This window comes from Moritella sp. 28 (assembly GCF_018219435.1).
Classification (GTDB): Bacteria; Pseudomonadota; Gammaproteobacteria; order Enterobacterales; family Moritellaceae; genus Moritella.
This window is the reverse complement of the sequence record NZ_CP056121.1, coordinates 958,715-977,052: the sequence shown is the minus strand read 5'-3', so window position 1 is coordinate 977,052 and position 18,338 is coordinate 958,715. Positions and strand designations below refer to the sequence as shown.

Annotated in this window: 17 protein-coding genes; 9 read left to right on the top strand and 8 right to left on the bottom strand. The window is 36.6% G+C overall.

Going from position 1 to position 18,338, the window contains the following annotated elements; all coding sequences use genetic code 11:
- Nucleotides 1-98: 98 nt before the first annotated feature.
- Nucleotides 99-3,227: an Ig-like domain-containing protein gene (locus HWV02_RS04460; protein ID WP_211689808.1), complete on the bottom strand. Its 3,129-nt coding sequence runs from the start codon at nt 3,225-3,227 to the stop codon at nt 99-101.
- A 9-nt stretch (nt 3,228-3,236) separates the two neighbouring features.
- A complete protein-coding gene (locus HWV02_RS04455; RefSeq protein WP_255550596.1) occupies nt 3,237-4,541 on the bottom strand; it encodes an OmpP1/FadL family transporter in 1,305 nt (434 codons plus the stop codon).
- 829 nt (nt 4,542-5,370) lie between these two features.
- Between HWV02_RS04455 and HWV02_RS22970 the strand changes: the two genes are divergently transcribed.
- Together HWV02_RS22970 and HWV02_RS04445 are read left to right on the top strand one after the other, a co-directional pair.
- The gene (locus HWV02_RS22970; RefSeq protein ID WP_211678633.1) at nt 5,371-5,721 is read left to right on the top strand and encodes a helix-turn-helix domain-containing protein; all 351 of its coding nucleotides are present in this window, start codon (nt 5,371-5,373) and stop codon (nt 5,719-5,721) included.
- Nucleotides 5,693-6,463 carry an EAL domain-containing protein gene (locus HWV02_RS04445; protein WP_211689806.1) on the top strand — a complete coding sequence of 257 codons (771 nt, stop codon included), beginning with the start codon at nt 5,693-5,695 and terminating at the stop codon, nt 6,461-6,463. Before HWV02_RS22970 ends, HWV02_RS04445 begins: the two co-directional genes overlap by 29 nt.
- A 255-nt stretch (nt 6,464-6,718) precedes the next feature.
- On the opposite strand, the gene HWV02_RS04440 is transcribed toward HWV02_RS04445, so the two are convergent.
- From HWV02_RS04440 to HWV02_RS04425, 4 genes are all read right to left on the bottom strand, one after another.
- Nucleotides 6,719-7,504 carry an EAL domain-containing protein gene (locus HWV02_RS04440; RefSeq protein ID WP_211678629.1) on the bottom strand — a complete coding sequence of 262 codons (786 nt, stop codon included), beginning with the start codon at nt 7,502-7,504 and terminating at the stop codon, nt 6,719-6,721.
- A gap of 430 nt (nt 7,505-7,934) precedes the next feature.
- A complete protein-coding gene (locus tag HWV02_RS04435) occupies nt 7,935-8,291 on the bottom strand; it encodes a winged helix-turn-helix domain-containing protein (RefSeq protein ID WP_211689805.1) in 357 nt (118 codons plus the stop codon).
- 267 nt (nt 8,292-8,558) lie between these two features.
- Complete coding sequence (locus HWV02_RS04430; protein WP_211689804.1) at nt 8,559-9,434, bottom strand: XRE family transcriptional regulator; 876 nt, start codon at nt 9,432-9,434, stop codon at nt 8,559-8,561.
- Between the two features lie 182 nt (nt 9,435-9,616).
- Complete coding sequence (locus HWV02_RS04425; RefSeq protein ID WP_255550595.1) at nt 9,617-10,645, bottom strand: hypothetical protein; 1,029 nt, start codon at nt 10,643-10,645, stop codon at nt 9,617-9,619.
- Between the two features lie 324 nt (nt 10,646-10,969).
- Here HWV02_RS04425 and HWV02_RS04420 point away from each other — a divergent pair, with 324 nt between their 5' ends.
- Both HWV02_RS04420 and HWV02_RS04415 read left to right on the top strand, forming a co-directional pair.
- A complete protein-coding gene (locus HWV02_RS04420; RefSeq protein ID WP_211678625.1) occupies nt 10,970-11,734 on the top strand; it encodes an OmpA family protein in 765 nt (254 codons plus the stop codon).
- A gap of 245 nt (nt 11,735-11,979) precedes the next feature.
- Nucleotides 11,980-12,411 (top strand): universal stress protein, encoded by a 432-nt coding sequence (locus HWV02_RS04415; RefSeq protein WP_211678624.1) that lies wholly within the window; start codon nt 11,980-11,982, stop codon nt 12,409-12,411.
- Between the two features lie 358 nt (nt 12,412-12,769).
- On the opposite strand, the gene HWV02_RS04410 is transcribed toward HWV02_RS04415, so the two are convergent.
- Nucleotides 12,770-13,774 (bottom strand): hydrolase, encoded by a 1,005-nt coding sequence (locus HWV02_RS04410; protein WP_211689802.1) that lies wholly within the window; start codon nt 13,772-13,774, stop codon nt 12,770-12,772.
- A 195-nt stretch (nt 13,775-13,969) separates the two neighbouring features.
- Here HWV02_RS04410 and HWV02_RS04405 point away from each other — a divergent pair, with 195 nt between their 5' ends.
- The 5 genes from HWV02_RS04405 (at nt 13,970) to HWV02_RS04385 (ending at nt 17,332) form a co-directional block, all read left to right on the top strand.
- Nucleotides 13,970-14,464 (top strand): DUF2947 domain-containing protein, encoded by a 495-nt coding sequence (locus HWV02_RS04405; RefSeq protein ID WP_211674244.1) that lies wholly within the window; start codon nt 13,970-13,972, stop codon nt 14,462-14,464.
- A 9-nt stretch (nt 14,465-14,473) separates the two neighbouring features.
- Nucleotides 14,474-14,941, top strand: coding sequence for a YchJ family protein (locus HWV02_RS04400; RefSeq protein ID WP_211678622.1), 468 nt, complete (start codon nt 14,474-14,476; stop codon nt 14,939-14,941).
- A 101-nt stretch (nt 14,942-15,042) separates the two neighbouring features.
- A complete protein-coding gene (gene purU / locus HWV02_RS04395; protein ID WP_211678621.1) occupies nt 15,043-15,876 on the top strand; it encodes a formyltetrahydrofolate deformylase in 834 nt (277 codons plus the stop codon).
- 136 nt (nt 15,877-16,012) lie between these two features.
- The gene (locus HWV02_RS04390) at nt 16,013-16,453 is read left to right on the top strand and encodes a hypothetical protein (RefSeq protein ID WP_211678620.1); all 441 of its coding nucleotides are present in this window, start codon (nt 16,013-16,015) and stop codon (nt 16,451-16,453) included.
- 162 nt (nt 16,454-16,615) lie between these two features.
- Entirely contained in the window at nt 16,616-17,332 is a 717-nt protein-coding gene (locus HWV02_RS04385; RefSeq protein ID WP_211678619.1) for a DUF3581 family protein, read from the top strand.
- 4 nt (nt 17,333-17,336) lie between these two features.
- On the opposite strand, the gene HWV02_RS04380 is transcribed toward HWV02_RS04385, so the two are convergent.
- Nucleotides 17,337-17,810 carry an Lrp/AsnC family transcriptional regulator gene (locus HWV02_RS04380; protein WP_211674239.1) on the bottom strand — a complete coding sequence of 158 codons (474 nt, stop codon included), beginning with the start codon at nt 17,808-17,810 and terminating at the stop codon, nt 17,337-17,339.
- Between the last annotated feature and the right edge of the window lie 528 nt (nt 17,811-18,338).

Sequence of the window (18,338 nt, the reverse complement as noted above, 5' to 3'; positions counted from 1 at the left end):
TTAAAGAGTAAAATTGCAAAAGTAAAAAGGCCGCACATTTATATTAATAAAGATGTGCGGCCTTTGTTTTATTCACTTTACCTAACTGATATAGATAACTATTTCATCGGTTGTGATATTTGCTGTAATGACATATCACCCGGTGCAATAGCCAGCGTCATCCTCGCAATTCCACTTTCTGAATTAAACCCACTAAGGTTTAGAACAACATCCAATTTTATCTGTTCTAAATTGCTTAACTCAATATTCATACGGCCATCATCTAAAAATGTTAGCGGCCCTTGTAGATGAACATTTTCCAAAGGATAACTGTGCAGGTTATGTGTAACTAAACCACCTAATACACTCATAAATGGATTATCCATATAGATATCTAAATCAATTTTGAAATTAAGTCTGTTCTCTTCTTCATTCCAAATAATATAACCCGTTGGAACTTCTGTTTTACCATTCACAACCGAATACTTAGGACGCATAATCATAGTGCCAGTTGGTACTTCAGATTCAATAAGACCAATGTTAAAGAAACCAAGCATGGCTGCAACGTTTACATTTGAAGATATCAATTGCTCAGCATGGACTTTCACTGGAATTCGGTTATTTTCAACATCGTATTCACCTACTTCCGTCGGCATAAAACCACTAATATGAGTTTTAGCATAATCATCACTGCAAGTTTGATCTAACTCACAACCTACAGTAGCTCTAATTAATGCACCACCAGTCTCTAATAGAGATAATTTAGCAAAATTACCACTGACAACTTCTTCCTTTATCTCATCCCAACGGTAATCACGGTTGGTATCGGTTGTTGGCATCATTAATGGGTTAAACACTAAGTTATCAGCAGGCGCAGCGCGAAATGGCATTAACATATCTGGACCGCCAAGATCTTCATGGCTATCAGGCTTTAACAAGGTTGTTTGTAAAGGATAACCTTGCGCACTACACAATACCTCACCCGTTGAACAATCAACGCTACCTTTGGTTTCACCTTCCGCAGAAATTAAAGAATAACGATATACGTTGGAACCTTGATCCTGCCAGTTATCGCTTGGCGAGAAAGTTAATATTTTATTCTCATAATTAAGCACTCCAGGTACAGTTTCGATACAGTTACCAGACCCATTAGGTTCAACAATTTCGACACGGAACGAACCGGTATTACATGCTTCACCTAGACGTATACTAGCTTCATCCATCTGCTGACTGAACGCTACAAAAATACCGCGGTCTTCTTGTAGGCTAAATATATTTAACTTTTGATCTGTCGTTAAACCACCAGCACAACGACCCGCAATATCAAGGCCTAAATCAGTATCTTCAAAGGCGCATGAATAACCCGGCACCATACCTTCGACCATGGGTGCTGTATAGCGAGCCGTAACCTCGTCATGTTCTTCAAATTCTGTCCCCTGCTCTTTATTTGGAGTAGAAAAACTTTGCATTACATAGGTACTATTACCCGCCAGATCTTTAATTACACCATTGACGGTATAATCCGTTAAAGGGATTAAATTCTCTGTAGGGTCAATAATAATGGAAGCCCCATCCTGTGAAATAAATGTTTCCACAGTACTACCATTTTCATCTTTAAGAATAAGATTCTGTAATGATGCTAAATCTAGCGGTTCGTTATAGGTAATTGTTACATTGTCACCTAAACTAAAATGAGCTGTGTTCACATTAGGGTAAGTGGAATGAAATACCGGAGAGAGAGCATCAAAAGCGGCGGGCGGGGTCTCAACTTCAGTATACGACTCCATATGGAATGAGACTTGCGCATGTGCATTATCAACACCTAAAATTTTCAAATCAATTTCACTGATAGCATCAATGATCATCGTTGGACCTTCCGTTCTGACGGCCCCCATCAATTCAAGATGCATAATATTCTGGCTTAATCCGCCATTAGCTTTACCATTAAGCTTGCCATTTTCAAGATAACCATCGGTGGTCATCGCGACATCCATAAATAGATGTAATTGTTTTGGCGCATACTTATTATCTGAACTGGTATTATTAATTAAATAACCCGTCGCATCAGAAATATTAGTCATGCGAATATTACCGGTATCGAAACCCGTTGGAAATTCCCCCCCCACTTTAACCGTCAGGTTAGAACTATTTAAAATAGAACCTTTACGGATTACAAGGGGTGCAGACTCATCGAAATTACCCAAATTAGCGAGTTCAGTAATTAGATCAGAATCAACATAAGTGGTGTCATTAGTACCAATCAATACTGATTTAATGGTTACCGCATTAATGAGTTCACCAGAATAAGGTGACTCCTGATAACCATTATTCAAGGTCACATTCATTGGTTTAAATGCATGGTCGCCCGAATCTAATACCGTAAATGTTTTTTCTAGACCCGCAAAGCTATTCCCTACCTTATCTTTAACATCACTACTGACGATTAATTCATACGTCGCATCAGCATCAAGATCAACCGTAGGATCGAATGTGATATAACGGCCTTTGGCAATTAAATCACCGGAAACTTGCTCTGTCGAACCGATTTTTTGGAATTTAAATGAGTCACCAGTGATCAAGGTTTTAATATCAATTTCGTTGGTCATGCGGAGACGTAATGATGTAAACGTCGTAAAGGGCAAGTCATCCGTTGGATAAAAACCGTTAGTATCCAATGCAAAATTAGCTGAATCTTTACCTAATCGAGTCGTGAACGTCAATGGATCTTGCACCGTTCTTTCTACGGTTAATTCTTTATTACCCTCAGCTTCATTAATCAAGCCTATTTCATAAATAACGGTATACTGTTCGCCCGTTTTAAGTGCGCGTTTTGGCTTAAATGCCAAACCATTCGCTTTTGGGTTTTCAGGATCTGTCGCAAAACTACCTTCAGTCACTTCGACCGAGGCCACTTCAACCACATTACCATTACTGTCTATTAAGCTAAAATCTTGTGTCGAAAAGCTATCTAATGGATGAGAAAATGATAACAGTACAGAGGTATTAACCGCGACATCACCTTGACCATTCGATGGGTATGAATAGAATTCATGTGCATCAAATAAACTTTTAGCACGACGTTTTGCTAATTCATCCCGGCTTTCTTCTGCCGTTAAAATTGGTTCTTTCACTTTTTCATTATCTTGTGGTTCAAGTCCACAACCAGCAAGCATGACGGCCGAGGCAACGAGGCCCCCCTTCACAAAAGAGCTAAAAAAAGAATTTAAACGAAAGTTAACTGTTTTCATAAAGCCCCCTTAAAATTTAGTCGCGAATGAAAGTGAAATAGTTGACACTGTGCCTTCTAACTCAACTGAAGAAGTGTTTGCATTATCATGATGTGAGATAGTGTGGTCTGTTGGATCAAGTACTTGTAGTTGATACGCAAAATCAATCTGCCAAGGATAAGCCGTTAAACTAGTACCTTTATGGAAATAAGAAAAACCAGCACCAACCACTAATTTGTCGGCGCTTAAATAATTCACATCCAACGTTGCTTCATCTGTATCTAGCGGGGATTTTTCATAACTGGCACCCGCCATTAATTTAAATGTATCGTTAAAATTTAGCTCGATACCTGCGCGTGGAATAATGATATCTTCAAAGCCAACACTCGCTTGATCCTTTACTGTGTCTTCTAACATCAAGTCATTCAAACCTGACCAATTTTGCTGCTCAGCACTGAACGCTAAACTGACTATTCCTGCTTTAATACGTACACCTGCAGAAATAATGTCTGGCTGGTATGCATCATATGTTAATAGATTGATGGGTAAATCGGATACCGTTTGGGTTATTGTTGCGGCCGCTTTAATATTTGCTTGACCGTAACTTTCACCACGAAAAGCGGCTGCAAACGCAATACCATTACCCGCACAACTCTTATCACTGCCACATGCCATGCGTCCTAAATCCAAGGTAATTCCTGCAATAGGGGTAATAGCAGGCTCAGCTGCAACCGCGACACGTTCATTACCTGACGCGGTACCATCCAACTCACTTTCTAGACTCATATCAGCATCAGCATGCAATGATACTTGCGCACCACCACCAATGGTTAAGCCAGGCATAATTTGAATTGAACCCGATGCAGCAACAAATAATGGCTTCTCACCATAATTGACTAACTGACCAGTCTCTGATGTTGCCGAACTAAACGCCATCATTTCAGTACCATAATTTTCGATACCAGCAATCAGACCAAAATAAATGGGGTAAGAAAAATTAAAAAGATTGGTTATATTAACATTCATACCCGAGAGTATCGGCTGCGTTGCTTCATCAAATATTTGATCGCCAGCAGTAATGTCCGGAGTGGCTGATAATAAACCAACATACATCTCGCCTTGATCCGTCACAGCGAGTGCTGATGGATTGTAATATGCCGCTGATGACTGTGAATTAAATAAAGAAAAAGACTGTGCAGAAGCAATATCAACAGGTGATAAGCCAAACGTTGTACCTAAGTTACCTAAACTCGCTTGAGCGGTACCTGCTGTCAGTGCTAATGCCACGGATACAGAAAGTAGAGAGATATTGTTAGAAATTGTCTTCTTAGTCATTGTTGCTAACTCCATTTAGCGAAACTAAAATAAGTATCCTCTAGTGGCTCCAGCCACAACAACGGAATACAGTCAAATGGTTGAACATGCCCGAATGGACACGTTGTCATTTTTCTAACTGCAAATGTACATTGATTAGCCTATAAAATGTCAGTGCCTAACTCGTGTTATTCAGTTATTCAGCGTGTAATCAGGAATAAGTACTAATTCAGCTCCCATGCTCACTGTTTTATACACTGGTACTCATATACACCCTCCTGCATATGAATCTAAATTTCTTAATAAAATAATCATTACATTTTTTAAATTGGTATTTAATTAATAAAATATAACTCTAGTATTTAGCGGGTATCAGCAATGTTTAAAAAAAATTGCAATAAATGCAGTAACTGTAATGTCTGCACCTTCATACCCTTAGGGTGTGCACGTTAATGCTTAGTGCACTACGGATAATCGATTCCTTACAATAATAAGCTCTCACTACTAACTCCTATCTATACAACTTAATTAATTATTAATTAATTAAACAAAACCACTTAATAAATAACCACAGGCGGACATGTAAACAACCATATGTAAACACGCAAGTAAGTAAATGGATATACGTAAACATGTAAACAATCATACGTAAATACGTGAAAAAAACGTGTGTAAGTATGTGAATACGTGAATGCTTAAACATTTATATGTACGCATGTTCACTATTACTTATCAATAAACATCGTTATTTAATAAAAATATAATTATTTAGTAATGATTATTCTTTTAATTTCTATAAAATGATCCTAAATAACATGACAGGGTGTCTTGCACACCTATAAGGATAATTATGAACTATTGTGAAACGGTGACTACAAGGTGTATGCAGATTGGTAATGTCGAACTAAACCTACGTTCAGGTTTGTATTGTGACGTCGACAATAAGTTAGATATATCAACATATAAAAAACTAGGTAAAAGAGAATTATTATTACTCGACTTTTTACTTAAAAGCCCTGCCAATATAATAGAAAAAGAGTTAATCGTAAAAGCAGTCTGGTCTAACCGAATAGTGACCGATAGTTCATTAAATGTAACGGTTCATAATTTAAGACAATTTATAAAGTCTGTATCAAGCAATATTATAATAAAAAACTTTTCAGGAGTCGGTTATGTCTTATATAAAAATACAGAATCATAACTCTGTTACCATAAAAAACATTAATAACAATTCCTCTGCAGATTTTACTTTACTTGCTCAATCAATTATCAACCCAAAAAACAAGCAGGTATTTGCACTAGAAGTAACAACCAGTTTCAATCACAACTCTAAAAAAAATATCAACACAGAAGAATTTTTTAAAACTATATCAGATGACTTTGTAAAAGAGTTAATTCTAATACAAATTGAAGAATTAAATATGTGTGAATACAAATTAAATTCGGAACGAATTATAGCATCAATAAATTGTCCATTCAGTTTATTATCTGACAGTGTATTTGTTAAAGAAGTAGTTTCTTTAAGTAAAGTTCGATTTGCATTTGAAATCTGTAACTTTAAAAGTAACACAATAACCGACAGTGCAAAGAGATCGATTCGTATACTAAAATCACAAGGTCATGAGCTATGGTTGGATAACTTTATGTCTGAAGAAATACCTATTGATGCATTGCATGTATTACGTTGGGATAGAGTTAAAATTGATAGAACATTTATTTATAAACATATGAATAATCATTCAATCGTTTCAGCTTTATATCATTTTGTATCTAAAAATTCATTTAAGAATTTGATCTTTGAAGGAATCGAATCTGATTACCAGCACGATCAAATTGCAAAGCTGGATTGTCTTTGCCAAGGGTTTCTCTATTGTAAACCTTTCAGCTTAGAAAACATCCAGGGCCAACAATTTGAAGCACACCTCGCTTACCAATATGGGTAGGAGCAAATTCTAACGTGATGAAAACCTATATAGCAATATGACTATAAAACCCAGCCAAAATCACTATCATCAATTTACTTAACTATCACTCTAATCTGCACTTCATACTCATTGTTTTACATATTAGAACTCATCGGATTAACCAGTATATGAGTACAACTTCCTCATCATTATTTGCGACCAATGGAGTTAATCTTTTGAATAAAATACTGAACGTAATCTAATCGAAAGACATTATTCCATTCGTTAATTATATCAATGAAATACAGCTCCCTTTACCAAAACACAGGGGGAAACACATTCTGGCTTATGAAAGAAAAATCCTTGAAAATAATCAACACCCAATGATAACAATACTTTGTGATCATCTTGTAATTCAACCCCCTCAACTAACACTTTTGAGCCATATCCTTTAAATGCATCAATAAGAGCTTTAAAGTTTATATAAGAGCCACTTGCCTTATGAGATAGAAAGAAATCTCGACTAATTTTTACGATTTCAGGGTGACACATCTTATAACGTTCAAAATCAGACGCTTCATCACCGTAGTCATCAAGTGCTAGAATGTAACCATATTCCGATATCAACTTTGCACCACGAGCCAACTTACCTTCACAAACAGCACTGCTCTCTGTCACTTCAGCGACAACATTAGTTAAAGGAATATCAAACTCTTTAAGCATCTTATTTACATTCACAATAATTCGAGGGAAGTCAGATAAGCGTTCAAAAAAATCTGGCGTCAAATTGAGAAATATTTTATGATATTTTTTAAAAAATTTAGATGAGCGATAACTACATAAATGTAAACGATTAATTAAAAATAATAAATCTTGTGATTCATCATTATTTTTCAAAATCGAAAAAAATACATCAGGTCGAACTACTAGCCCACTATCTCTTAAACATATTCGAGCTAAAGCTTCATACCCAATAATATTCCCATCAACATCTACAATCGCTTGAAAAGCACTTCTAATAATATAATGATGAAATATCAGGCAGTATGCTTCCTTTACATCACAAAAATAAATTTTCATCACAACCTCTTCGAGATATATAGTCGGCGCTATCAATACGATTAATTACCATCATAAAACATAACATCAATATTAAATAAAGTTAATTATAACCTTATTTAATATCCATAATCATAATAAATCTACATTTAACAAACTTATAATTATTTAATAATAAAACAATAAATGGCCATATTATTTCACGTAAAATAAATCTGTAATTTATAAATTACAATACGTATAAGCACATAAGAGATAACTCTATAATTACTAATTTACTTAATTAGACTTCAGACTTTGAATTTAAAATTAATAATATTTAAATTATTAATTTATTAAATTAGAATATTAAGTAATGTACGTCACAGATTAATAACCTCCATGAAATGATAGTTATCAATCTAGTTTCACTGAATATTGAAGGTATATTGAAGGTATATTGAAGATATATTTAGCTAAGAGTATTACTGTATAAACCATAGCCATAACCACTTACATTGACTAAACTGTAGTGATTATTTTCATCATATTTATCAAGTAGTTTCCTTAAGTTGAATATTGCAACATTTAAAGAACTTTCTGTTACAACACGATCTTTCCAGACTGAATCAATCAAGGTCATTTTACTCACAACATCGTTCTCATTATGAAGTAGAATATTTAAGGCATTTAGTTCTCTTTTACCCACACGTTCAATTTTAAAATTTGGTTTTTGGTGCTTTATCAACCCACTGTTGAGGTTGATGTTAATATAACCAATATTAACTTCATTCTTTGCAATATTAACTTCATTCTTTGATATATACATTATTCGAACAACCTCCACTTTTAATTTAACTACTTTAGGGTTAGCGACAAGCTAGTAAAGACATTACCTTATAAATTAGATAAGTAAAATTTAAATTACCATTTCGGGCGTCTGTTTCCGCCATTTTTCATTTTATATTGAAATCCTATTCCATTCGAATAGTCTATATGAAGAGACATTTCTTCATATAATAAATCCATTATAAACATACACCTAAGTGTTTACGTTACTATTTCCATGACTATACAAAACAGTTATATCATATAACTAATTAATAGTATCAAGCTCATGAACAATTACGGATACAGATAGATATATTTGATTGACCGTTCGGCTCGGTAAGCGATTTAAATTATCCAGCATTACCTTTAATTCGGTAGGAGTCATACCTATCCACTGTGGAAGATCACAGCAGCCTGTGACCAACCAACTCATATCAGCATCTAAAATGGAACATAATGCAGGAAATTGCATAATTGTTGGTAAGGACTTTCCTTTTCCCCAGTTGTAGACTGTTTTTTCAGAAACGCCACAAAATAATGAGATGCCTTTATTTGATAACCCTAATTCCAATTTTCGTATATTAAAGCGACCACTAAAAGTTAGATTTTCTTGCACCTCATGTTTAACTTCTTCCACATGATGAAATGGACTATTTGTCGTTACTCTATTCATAAAACACTTAAATTTATGTACTTTATGCGTTGGCTCTTTATCCACAAAGCAATTAAAATTGTGCTTTTTATGGGCGCTATTATTGATACTAAAATGTAATGTCATCGCCATTTCAAACACACTACGGAGAACGTCGCCACGTTTTTCAATAGCTAAATTGACATTACGAATAGAAACAAGAAAATCAAAAAAACCAATAGGAAACTCATCAACCCATTGGTATTTATCCATACGTCCTGTAACCAACCAAGAGATCTGTGAGTGAAGGATAAAACAAAGGGATGGAATATATCTTAACTCTGGTATGCTCTTGCTTTTACACCAGTTATAAACTGTGCGTTCCGTCACATTACAGCATTTCGCAATGTCATAATGACTACAGCCCACATCCCGGCATCTTAATGCAATCCTTGCTCCTATTGTTAAATGCTCAGCCAGAGTATGAAGTACTTTATTATTTTTTTTCATGAGGAGATAAATGACCAAAATATATGGATTAAACTAACTTCACATGATAATAGTGTAATTAAACTAAAAGTATTGTAAGCAAATTTAAGCCCGTATAATAAAGTGTAAGCAAGTGTAAGGTAACGCAAGCACCTCTATCGAGGTAAATCAATTACCAATACTTTTATTAAAAAATACTGTTATTAAAAAAAAGAAAAGGGTGTTGGTAATATCGCTCTAGCTCCTACCTTCTTTACCGCATCAACCCGCTGAATAAAATCATCGATATTGGTCATCCGCACACCTTTAACCGGTTTATTCTGATTATCAAAACTGTTGTTATCAAAGAAGTCTTCCCAGTGCCCTAGCACAATTGTATTTGGCTGTGTCTGTTGCAAAATAGCCTCGGGATAATCATCCACTTGATGAAATGCAGCAACACATAAAATGGCCATATCGACCGCTTTAGTATCATTCATCACAGGCATTAACCCGTCCGGAGAGTTGCTTGCCGCATCTTGATAATGGATACGATAGGCTGGCTGCTGTTGACTATCTAAAAAGTCGATGACATAGGCATAGGTTTGCCCCTCCTTCCAACCATAAGCAGTACTGGGTAATTCCGTTAATGCGTCTTCATAGGTACCAGACATCACTTTAATACCCATGAAATGTGGTGCATGATCTGATTTTATAGGCATAAAACGAATGGTGTTATTACGGTTATATATCCACCTACCCGGTTGTTCACCTTCTGCAGCATAATCCGTAATATCAAATAAACGCTCATCAGCGATAACGGCAGTAACAATATTCGTCATCGTCGTTGAACCAACAGCGGTTGTCGTCGGCATATGCTGTTGCATAATATAAGGCACATCCATCAAATGATCATAGTGCGCGTGACCGACTAAAATAAATTCGGCTTGCTTTGCCTCTACAGGTAATAATTCATCAATGAGAGCATAGTCTGATTCAATCGGTAATGGCAAAGACACATTAATTAAGCCCGGATTGGTAAACGAAGGTGCAGTCATAATGCTATCGTAGCCATATTGAAATAAGTACCCCCCGACACCGAGATATTGGATATCGAGCTTTTTATCGCCACTGACTAACGGTTGCTCATTTATATTTCGAAACGATAAATTATCATGTAGCAATAAATCATCCACAGACGTAGCACAACCAGATAGCAACCCCGCCATAACGCTGCTGAAAAAAACTTTCAATGTATAACCCTCCATAGCACCATCCAATAATGACCTGACCCCTTAAATATAACTTCATTAAAATAACAAATAACGCGATATCGAAAACAGTTAATGCGCGTTTAATCTCACACAGATATCAAAATAGTACTTTGTATTGACGTTAATCTAATTCTTTTCGCACATGTATAGTTAAAGTAACTTGGGTATAACCCTTTCGAACATTGTCATTTTTCGTCATTATTGATACCTAACTTGTCATTTTGTTGGCAGTAAAAAGCCTTTATTGGTTGCTTTAATAGAGTCATAGCTTGTTAAGCAGTCTTAATCAAAAGGAAACTGACCATGAAAAAATCGACCTTCGCAAAAACATTACTTATTACGTCAATGGCATTCACGAGCATCTCAGCAAATGCTGCAGAACAAGAACCTCTAACAGCATGGGAAAAAGCAGGTGTATTTTCATCCACCATAATCGTCGGCACCATTGCAGGTGGTCCAATTGGCTTAGTACTCGGTGTTGCAGCCGGAGATTGGATTAATAATACCTGGGACAAATCAATTGAATCTGATCAGCTTATTTCAGAAAACCAACAGATAACAGAGAATCTATTGGCAAGTGAATTGCAGAATAATCAGCTGCAGCAAGATGTATTAATTTTGGACCAACAGATCCAGAAAATAGCAGAAACAGACGAGTTAAACCAACAATTGGTATTGGATGCATTACAGTTAGACCTACTCTTTGCGGTCAATCAAAGCGTGATTGATATAACGAATCAAGCACGGTTAACACAAATAGCAGATTACTTAATAGAAAACCCAACAATAAGCATCGTTCTATCTGGTCACGCGGACCCAAGCGGACAAGAAGAACTGAACATTAATTTAGCACAGCAAAGAGCAGTAGCAGTTCATGATCAGCTTATCTCGTTAGGGGTAAACGAGAGCAATATCCAAGTACACTCTTTTGGTGCAGAATTAGCCAGTTCTGATCTAGGAGATCTTATTCAATATCCACGAGATCGCAAAGTGAGTATCGAATTTATCGATAACCTAAAAAACAATTTACATGATAGTGCTGCAGATGAAATGGCCATGCAATTCTAACAGTCCAATAATAGTCAGCTCCTTACAATGAGGGCTAGTAATGATTAGCTAGCCCATTACTCTTTTCAAACTTAAATGCACTTGTTTTATACTGAAATATTCTTGTCCTATACTGAAATGGTCATCGCAAAATATTTAAGTGATATTTTATGATCTAAGTAACAGTTTACTAGCCCCAAGTGAGTATATTTAATAGTGTATTTCACGACTATTTCGTTAGTCCCATCTTAACTAGGAGCCTCATCATGACCATTAACAATATTCTTTGCCCAACCGACTTTTCAGATATAGCGAATAAAGCAATAAGCTATGCGGCAGAAATGGCATTAAAATATGATGCTACCTTGCATTTAGTCAGTGTGATTAATGAGATCCATGGCTTTGATAGCTTTCAGGTTCTTGCCATCACCCCAAATGATATTCACGAACACATGCTAAAGATAACGCAAGAAAAACTCGATGAATTAACCATTGATATTAAGCCAAGCATACCGCTACATACTGCTGTATTAGAGGGACACCCAGCAACGGAGATTACGCAAGCTGCTGTTGATTTTGATTGTGATATGATCGTTATAGCAAGTCATGGTCGTACTGGATTAGAGCATATCCTAATTGGCAGTGTCGCAGAATCTGTGACTCGCCATTCTCACTGCCCTGTCTTAATCGTGAAATAAAATAAACATGAACCCCATTAACTCAGATAATTTAATGGGGATTTTGATTAACTTAAATAACAACCTTACCTGCGATGATAGCTAAACGCGCTGCAGAAATAAGCGGCGCAGTGCCCGTTGCTACTTTTGTCGATAGTCGTTTGTAAATTGATGGGTAATTATTTGAAGTCAGGAACAAAGTTTGCCAATGTGTTGTAAGAAAATGCAGGAATAATCAATCGTCGCTGCCGTTTCCATTTATCACAGTAACTAGAAAATACACCATGAACCCCCAAATCTTCAAGCAGCCACGCTAAGCGCTCTAATAGTGTTACAAAAAGTCGCAACCATTAAAAATAGGTGAATTAAATAGGGTTAACTATTTGGAATTGCTATTTTTATCTTTAGTAAATTCACTAAACCAATTGGGTATTCGTTCTTCCAGCCAATATTTTGGATTTAAAATTGAGCCATATACAAAACCGACGTGCCCGCCATAGCGACTTAATTCGAATAATATATTTGCCGACATATCTTTTAGCTCTGGGATCACTTTTTTAGTTAAAAATGGATCATCTTCGGCATGAATAAATAATGTAGGCGTTTGGATCTTGTGTAAAAACTGCAAACTGCTGCATTGTCGATAATAATCCAGAGCATCTTTAAAACCATGTAGCGGCGCTGTCACACGATCATCAAATTCAACAAACGTATTTAATTTTTTGACTTGCTTGGTCGTCAAATTCAACGCTGTGCACATATCCAAATGTTCGAATTTACGTACTACACTGGCCTGCAGACGTTTAATCAATCGTCGTTGGTACGCTTTAGAAAAACCTTTTTTAATCCGCTCTGCACTTTCAGCTAACAATAATGGTGCAGATACAACAGATGCTGCTAATAATTGAGATTGCTTACCTGTTTGCGCCAAATAATGCGTTAACACACTACCTCCGAGCGAATACCCGACAGCAAATAACGGAGCATGAGGGTAGCGCTTAGCAATCAAACCAATGACATAACTTGCATCGCTTGTATCACCAGAATGATAAGCCCGTAATAAACGATTTGATTCTTCACTACAACCACGAAAGTGCATGACTAAACCAATCCAGCCAGCCGCACTGACCGCATGCATGATCCCTTTGACATAAGGCGACTCCACAGAGCCTTCAAGACCATGAAAAATAATAACAATCGGTTTATTACTTTCTACTGTTGGTAGAGCAGTCCAAGCAAGATCAAGAAAATCACCATCTTCAAGTTCTAATCTTTCACTAATTGTCGGAAACGTCAGATTTCGGCGGCTAATCGTCGGCAGCATTGTTTGTAAATGCGCATTACGAATCCACCACTGCGGCTGAAATTGGCTCGGTTGAAACATCTTTAAGTACCTTAAGTTAACCAATTGGTTGTTTAAACAACGCCTTGCATTTTATTGGATATTTTATAATAACACCACTAGGATATTTTATAATAACACTACACTCGTTTAATTGGGGTCCGCTTAGTAATTGATACCACCAAGGTTAATAATGTTGTAAACTGGAAATAATTTTACTTATAACCAGTGTCATTAATGAATTATATAGAACTTGAATCTTATTCTCGAAAATGGATATTTAATCATTCGTCGTTACCAGTTAATGCGGATGATTTAGCTAATATCAAGCCCTTTAGCAAAGCAAGGGCCGGTCAATTATGGAGCCAACTTATTAGCTCGCAATGTAACTTTACCGATCAGTTCAGTAAAGGCGACTGGCCACACGACCAAAATACTTGGTTGCAAGAAGTCGACTGGCAGCAAGCTTGGGACAATGATGATAGTAATGAATTACCTGAAGAAGTGCTCGCGCATTTAACTTGGGATGATAACAGTAAAGTTTATTTTTGTTATGAACGCTTTAATATGATTGAAACAAATTGGGGCACATTTAAACGTAACTGGAAAAACTTTTTGTTCTATGATGACGGTGCATTATTAATCTCGGCGAAACGTAAAGAAGCCCTTTCATTTAAAGAGAGCGGTACCGTATTAATTGGTACTCGGTCTCCTATCCAGCAAGCGAAATAAAGCGCCATTATGCATACTTCTTGTAGCTGTGGTTTAGCAATGCCCTTTAAAGATTGCTGCGGTAAATACATTTATGGTACCGCGATACCAGCAACCGCAGAGCAACTGATGCGTTCACGCTACAGTGCTTATGTAAACAATATCCCCGTTTTTTTAATGGCAACGCATCACCCTGACTTTATTGGCGATTTAAATGAAGACTTGATTGCAGAAACAGCCGAACATACCCAGTGGCTACGGTTAGAAATAATGATGAGCCAAGGTGATGAAGAAAGCGAAACAGGCATTGTCGAGTTCAAGGCGTGGTTTCAAGAAGGTGAAGAAGAAGCGTGTTTGCATGAACGCTCCAACTTCGTATTTCAAGACCAGCAGTGGTTTTATACCAATGGCGAATTAAACCCAGCGCCCCTAAAACAAGGCCGCAATGATCCTTGCTTATGTGGCAGTGGTAAAAAATATAAGAAGTGCTGTGGCTAGCCGTCATTGCTAAATACAATCAATATGGCTAACAGGCATACTAGAAATGAGTATTTCATTTAGTCATATAATATTAAACATCAAATAAAGTAGTAGATATTATGGAAAAGAAAATATTACTGGCCGATTGTCCCGATCAAAAAGGACTTATCTCGAAGATCACCAACATATGTTATAAACATCAGCTCAATATTGTCAATAACACCGAGTTTGTCGATAACACCCACAATCGATTTTTTATGCGTACCGAACTCGAAGGGATATTCAACGATGAAACCTTACTTGTCGACCTAGATAGCGCACTACCAACGGGGTCACGCCGTAAGCTCGTTTCTGCGGGTCGTAAACGTATCGTTATTTTAGTCACCAAAGAAGCGCATTGCCTTGGCGACATTTTAATGAAGAATTATTACGGCGGTTTGGATGTTGAGATCGCTGCTGTTGTAGGTAATTACGATAACCTTGCTGAATTAACAGAAAAATTTGATGTGCCTTATCACACAGTTTCTCATCTCGATATCACCCGAGAGGAACATGAACAACGTATCATTGACACAGTATCAAAATACCAGCCTGATTATGTGATTTTAGCTAAATACATGCGTATTCTAACGCCTAATTTTGTGGCTGCATTTGAAAACAAAATCATCAATATCCATCATTCATTTTTACCGGCTTTTATTGGCGCACAGCCATACAAACAAGCGTTCGAACGTGGTGTGAAAATTATTGGTGCAACAGCCCACTATGTAACAAACAACTTAGATGAAGGACCGATTATTTTACAAGACGTCATTCATGTAGATCATAAATACAGCGCCGAAGATATGGCGCGATCAGGCAAAGATGTAGAAAAATCAGTACTCAGTAAAGCATTACGTCTAGTGCTTGAAGAGCGCGTATTTATTTATGAAAACCGAACGGTGGTATTCTAGCTCACTTTCGATTCCATAAACTAGGGATGGATCCATAAATTATTTTGGGTCCATCCCGGCCTCCTTTCAGATATCCCTTTACAGCAATCACTAAATTGTTAATATTAATAGCTTATTCATCATTTAATGGCTCATTATGTTAACAATTATCTTTACGGCCTTACTCAGTAGCATCTTAACTGCACTTGCTTTTTTATATGTATTCAATAACGTAATTAAGCCCTATTTAGCCACACAAATCACCTTAATAAAAACAGAAGCAGAAGCTACGATCAGTCAAGCATCACCCCAAATAAGTAAAGACATTGCGGACGCTATCGAAGCCAAAATTGCAGAAATACAACCTGAATTAGAAGCGCATATAAAACAAGAATTAGATCAAATTATTGATGAGTTCTTACCCCAACTCAGTAAAGAAGTTGAAGATGGTGTCGATAATTCCTTTAAAAAGTTTATTCCGACCATGATGGGCTCAGCTGCAGCAATGCCGGCAGAAACGATTCTCAAAACGAGCTCGACATTACTCAGTACCGGTATTGGCATCTTACGAAGTGTCACTCCAGATATTAAAAAGTAGTCATTTTCAGTCATCATTGAATGATGCGGTCATTCATTGAGTCAAGAGTCTCATCACGTGATCCAGTTTGCATTTAAAAACGTCATATTTGCAACTGGATCGACCTGCCTATAAACAAAAGTAATGTAAACTGGATTTTTCATTACCGTAGTTTAATTAAATATGTTTCTAAACGAATTCTATTCTCAAAAAGACAGCTATTTTCGCTTTACTCAACAACAAGCTAGTCGATTTGCTAAAACTGTAGCTAACGATTATAACAAGATCCATGATGTGGATAATAAGCGCTTTTGTGTACCAGGTGATTTACTTTTTGCTGTTTCTTTGGCTAAGTTCGGCTTATCAGAAACGATGAAGATTAATTTTACCGGGATGGTAAAAAATGACGTAGATCTGCAATTTTCACCACTATTAAACAATAAAACAGCGATAGTGAATGCTGATGAACAGGCATTTATGGAGTTAGAGCTCGGCGGAAACACATCTTATGATGAAGAAATTATCAGTAAGATCATTAAAGAGTATGTGCAATTTTCAGGAAAGAATTTTCCTGACATAATGGTGCCGCTCATGCGCAGCGAAAATCTCATGTTTAACCCTGCTCGTGCATTAATTATGTATAAATGCATGCAAATAAACCTAACACGTGTCGACGTTAAAAGTATTGCGCTGAAGTTTGATGAAGCGATCATCAGCGTACAGGGTAAGCGTGCAACCGTCACCTTTAAATTTGATTTCTACGAAGGTGACGAAAAAGTAGGTACTGGCCAAAAAGAAATGCTATTAAGCGGCTTGATCCAATATGAAGAATCTGTAATGGATGGTGTCATTGCCGATTATCAAGCTGCAAAAACCAAGTACCTTTCTGCAGCAAGCTAGTCACCTATTTAATGTGGTCGAGCGGTAATACCGTTCGACTTAAAACATTACGTAACATAAAGCTCGATCTCACGCCCGTTACTCCTTTAATCCCCGTTAGTTTTCCTAACAGTAGCTCTTGGTAATGTTCCATATCTGGCACAATAACCTTTAATTGAAAATCAGCATCACTACCGGTAATAATACAGCACTCCATCACATCAGGAATAGCGGCGATCTCAGTTTCAAAATTCTCAAAGCGTTCAGGTGTATGTCGATCCATACTAATATGGATATAAGCCGTCAACTTTAAACCAAGTTTAGCTTGGTTAAGCAAGGTGACATGTTTATCAATTAAGCCTAACTCTTCTAAATGCTTCACACGTCGGGAACAAGGCGACGCTGACAAGCCAATTTTATCCGCTAATTCTAAATTACTGATCCGGCCATTTTCTTGTATTAAATTAAGAATTAACTTATCTGTTCTGTCTAATTTCATTTTCATCACCCTATTTCATCTTTTTACTTGTTTTGTATTACCTCTAAATTAAAAATAGAGACTACAAATAGCGCACGATAATACACCTAGGGTTAATTATTGCCAATTATCATTATTACTACAAATGTAATTGCTAAAAAACTCACTATTAGTGCAAACATCGCAACCACATTCCCCATCAACCTCGCTATACTAAACCCAGTTAAAGATAACGCCACAGCTGATTAGCAGACACCTTAACCCAGGTCGATGCGGTGATAGAAGTACCCTTCTTGCGACCAATCAGGCACAACTCCTTATCCAGGATAATCTTCACCACAAGTGACCGGCAATATTAACGCAAAAATAGGCATCCTAAACGGTGCCTTTTTTGTATCTAATTTTGACCTCTATTAGACCTTCAATGACAATTTAGCTACCACTTTCAAAGACTAGCCTCTATAATTGACAAAGTAATTTCAATTTCAATAACAGTCATTTCGCTATACCGCGTATAATAAAGCACTTTATCATTTCGTATTACGTACA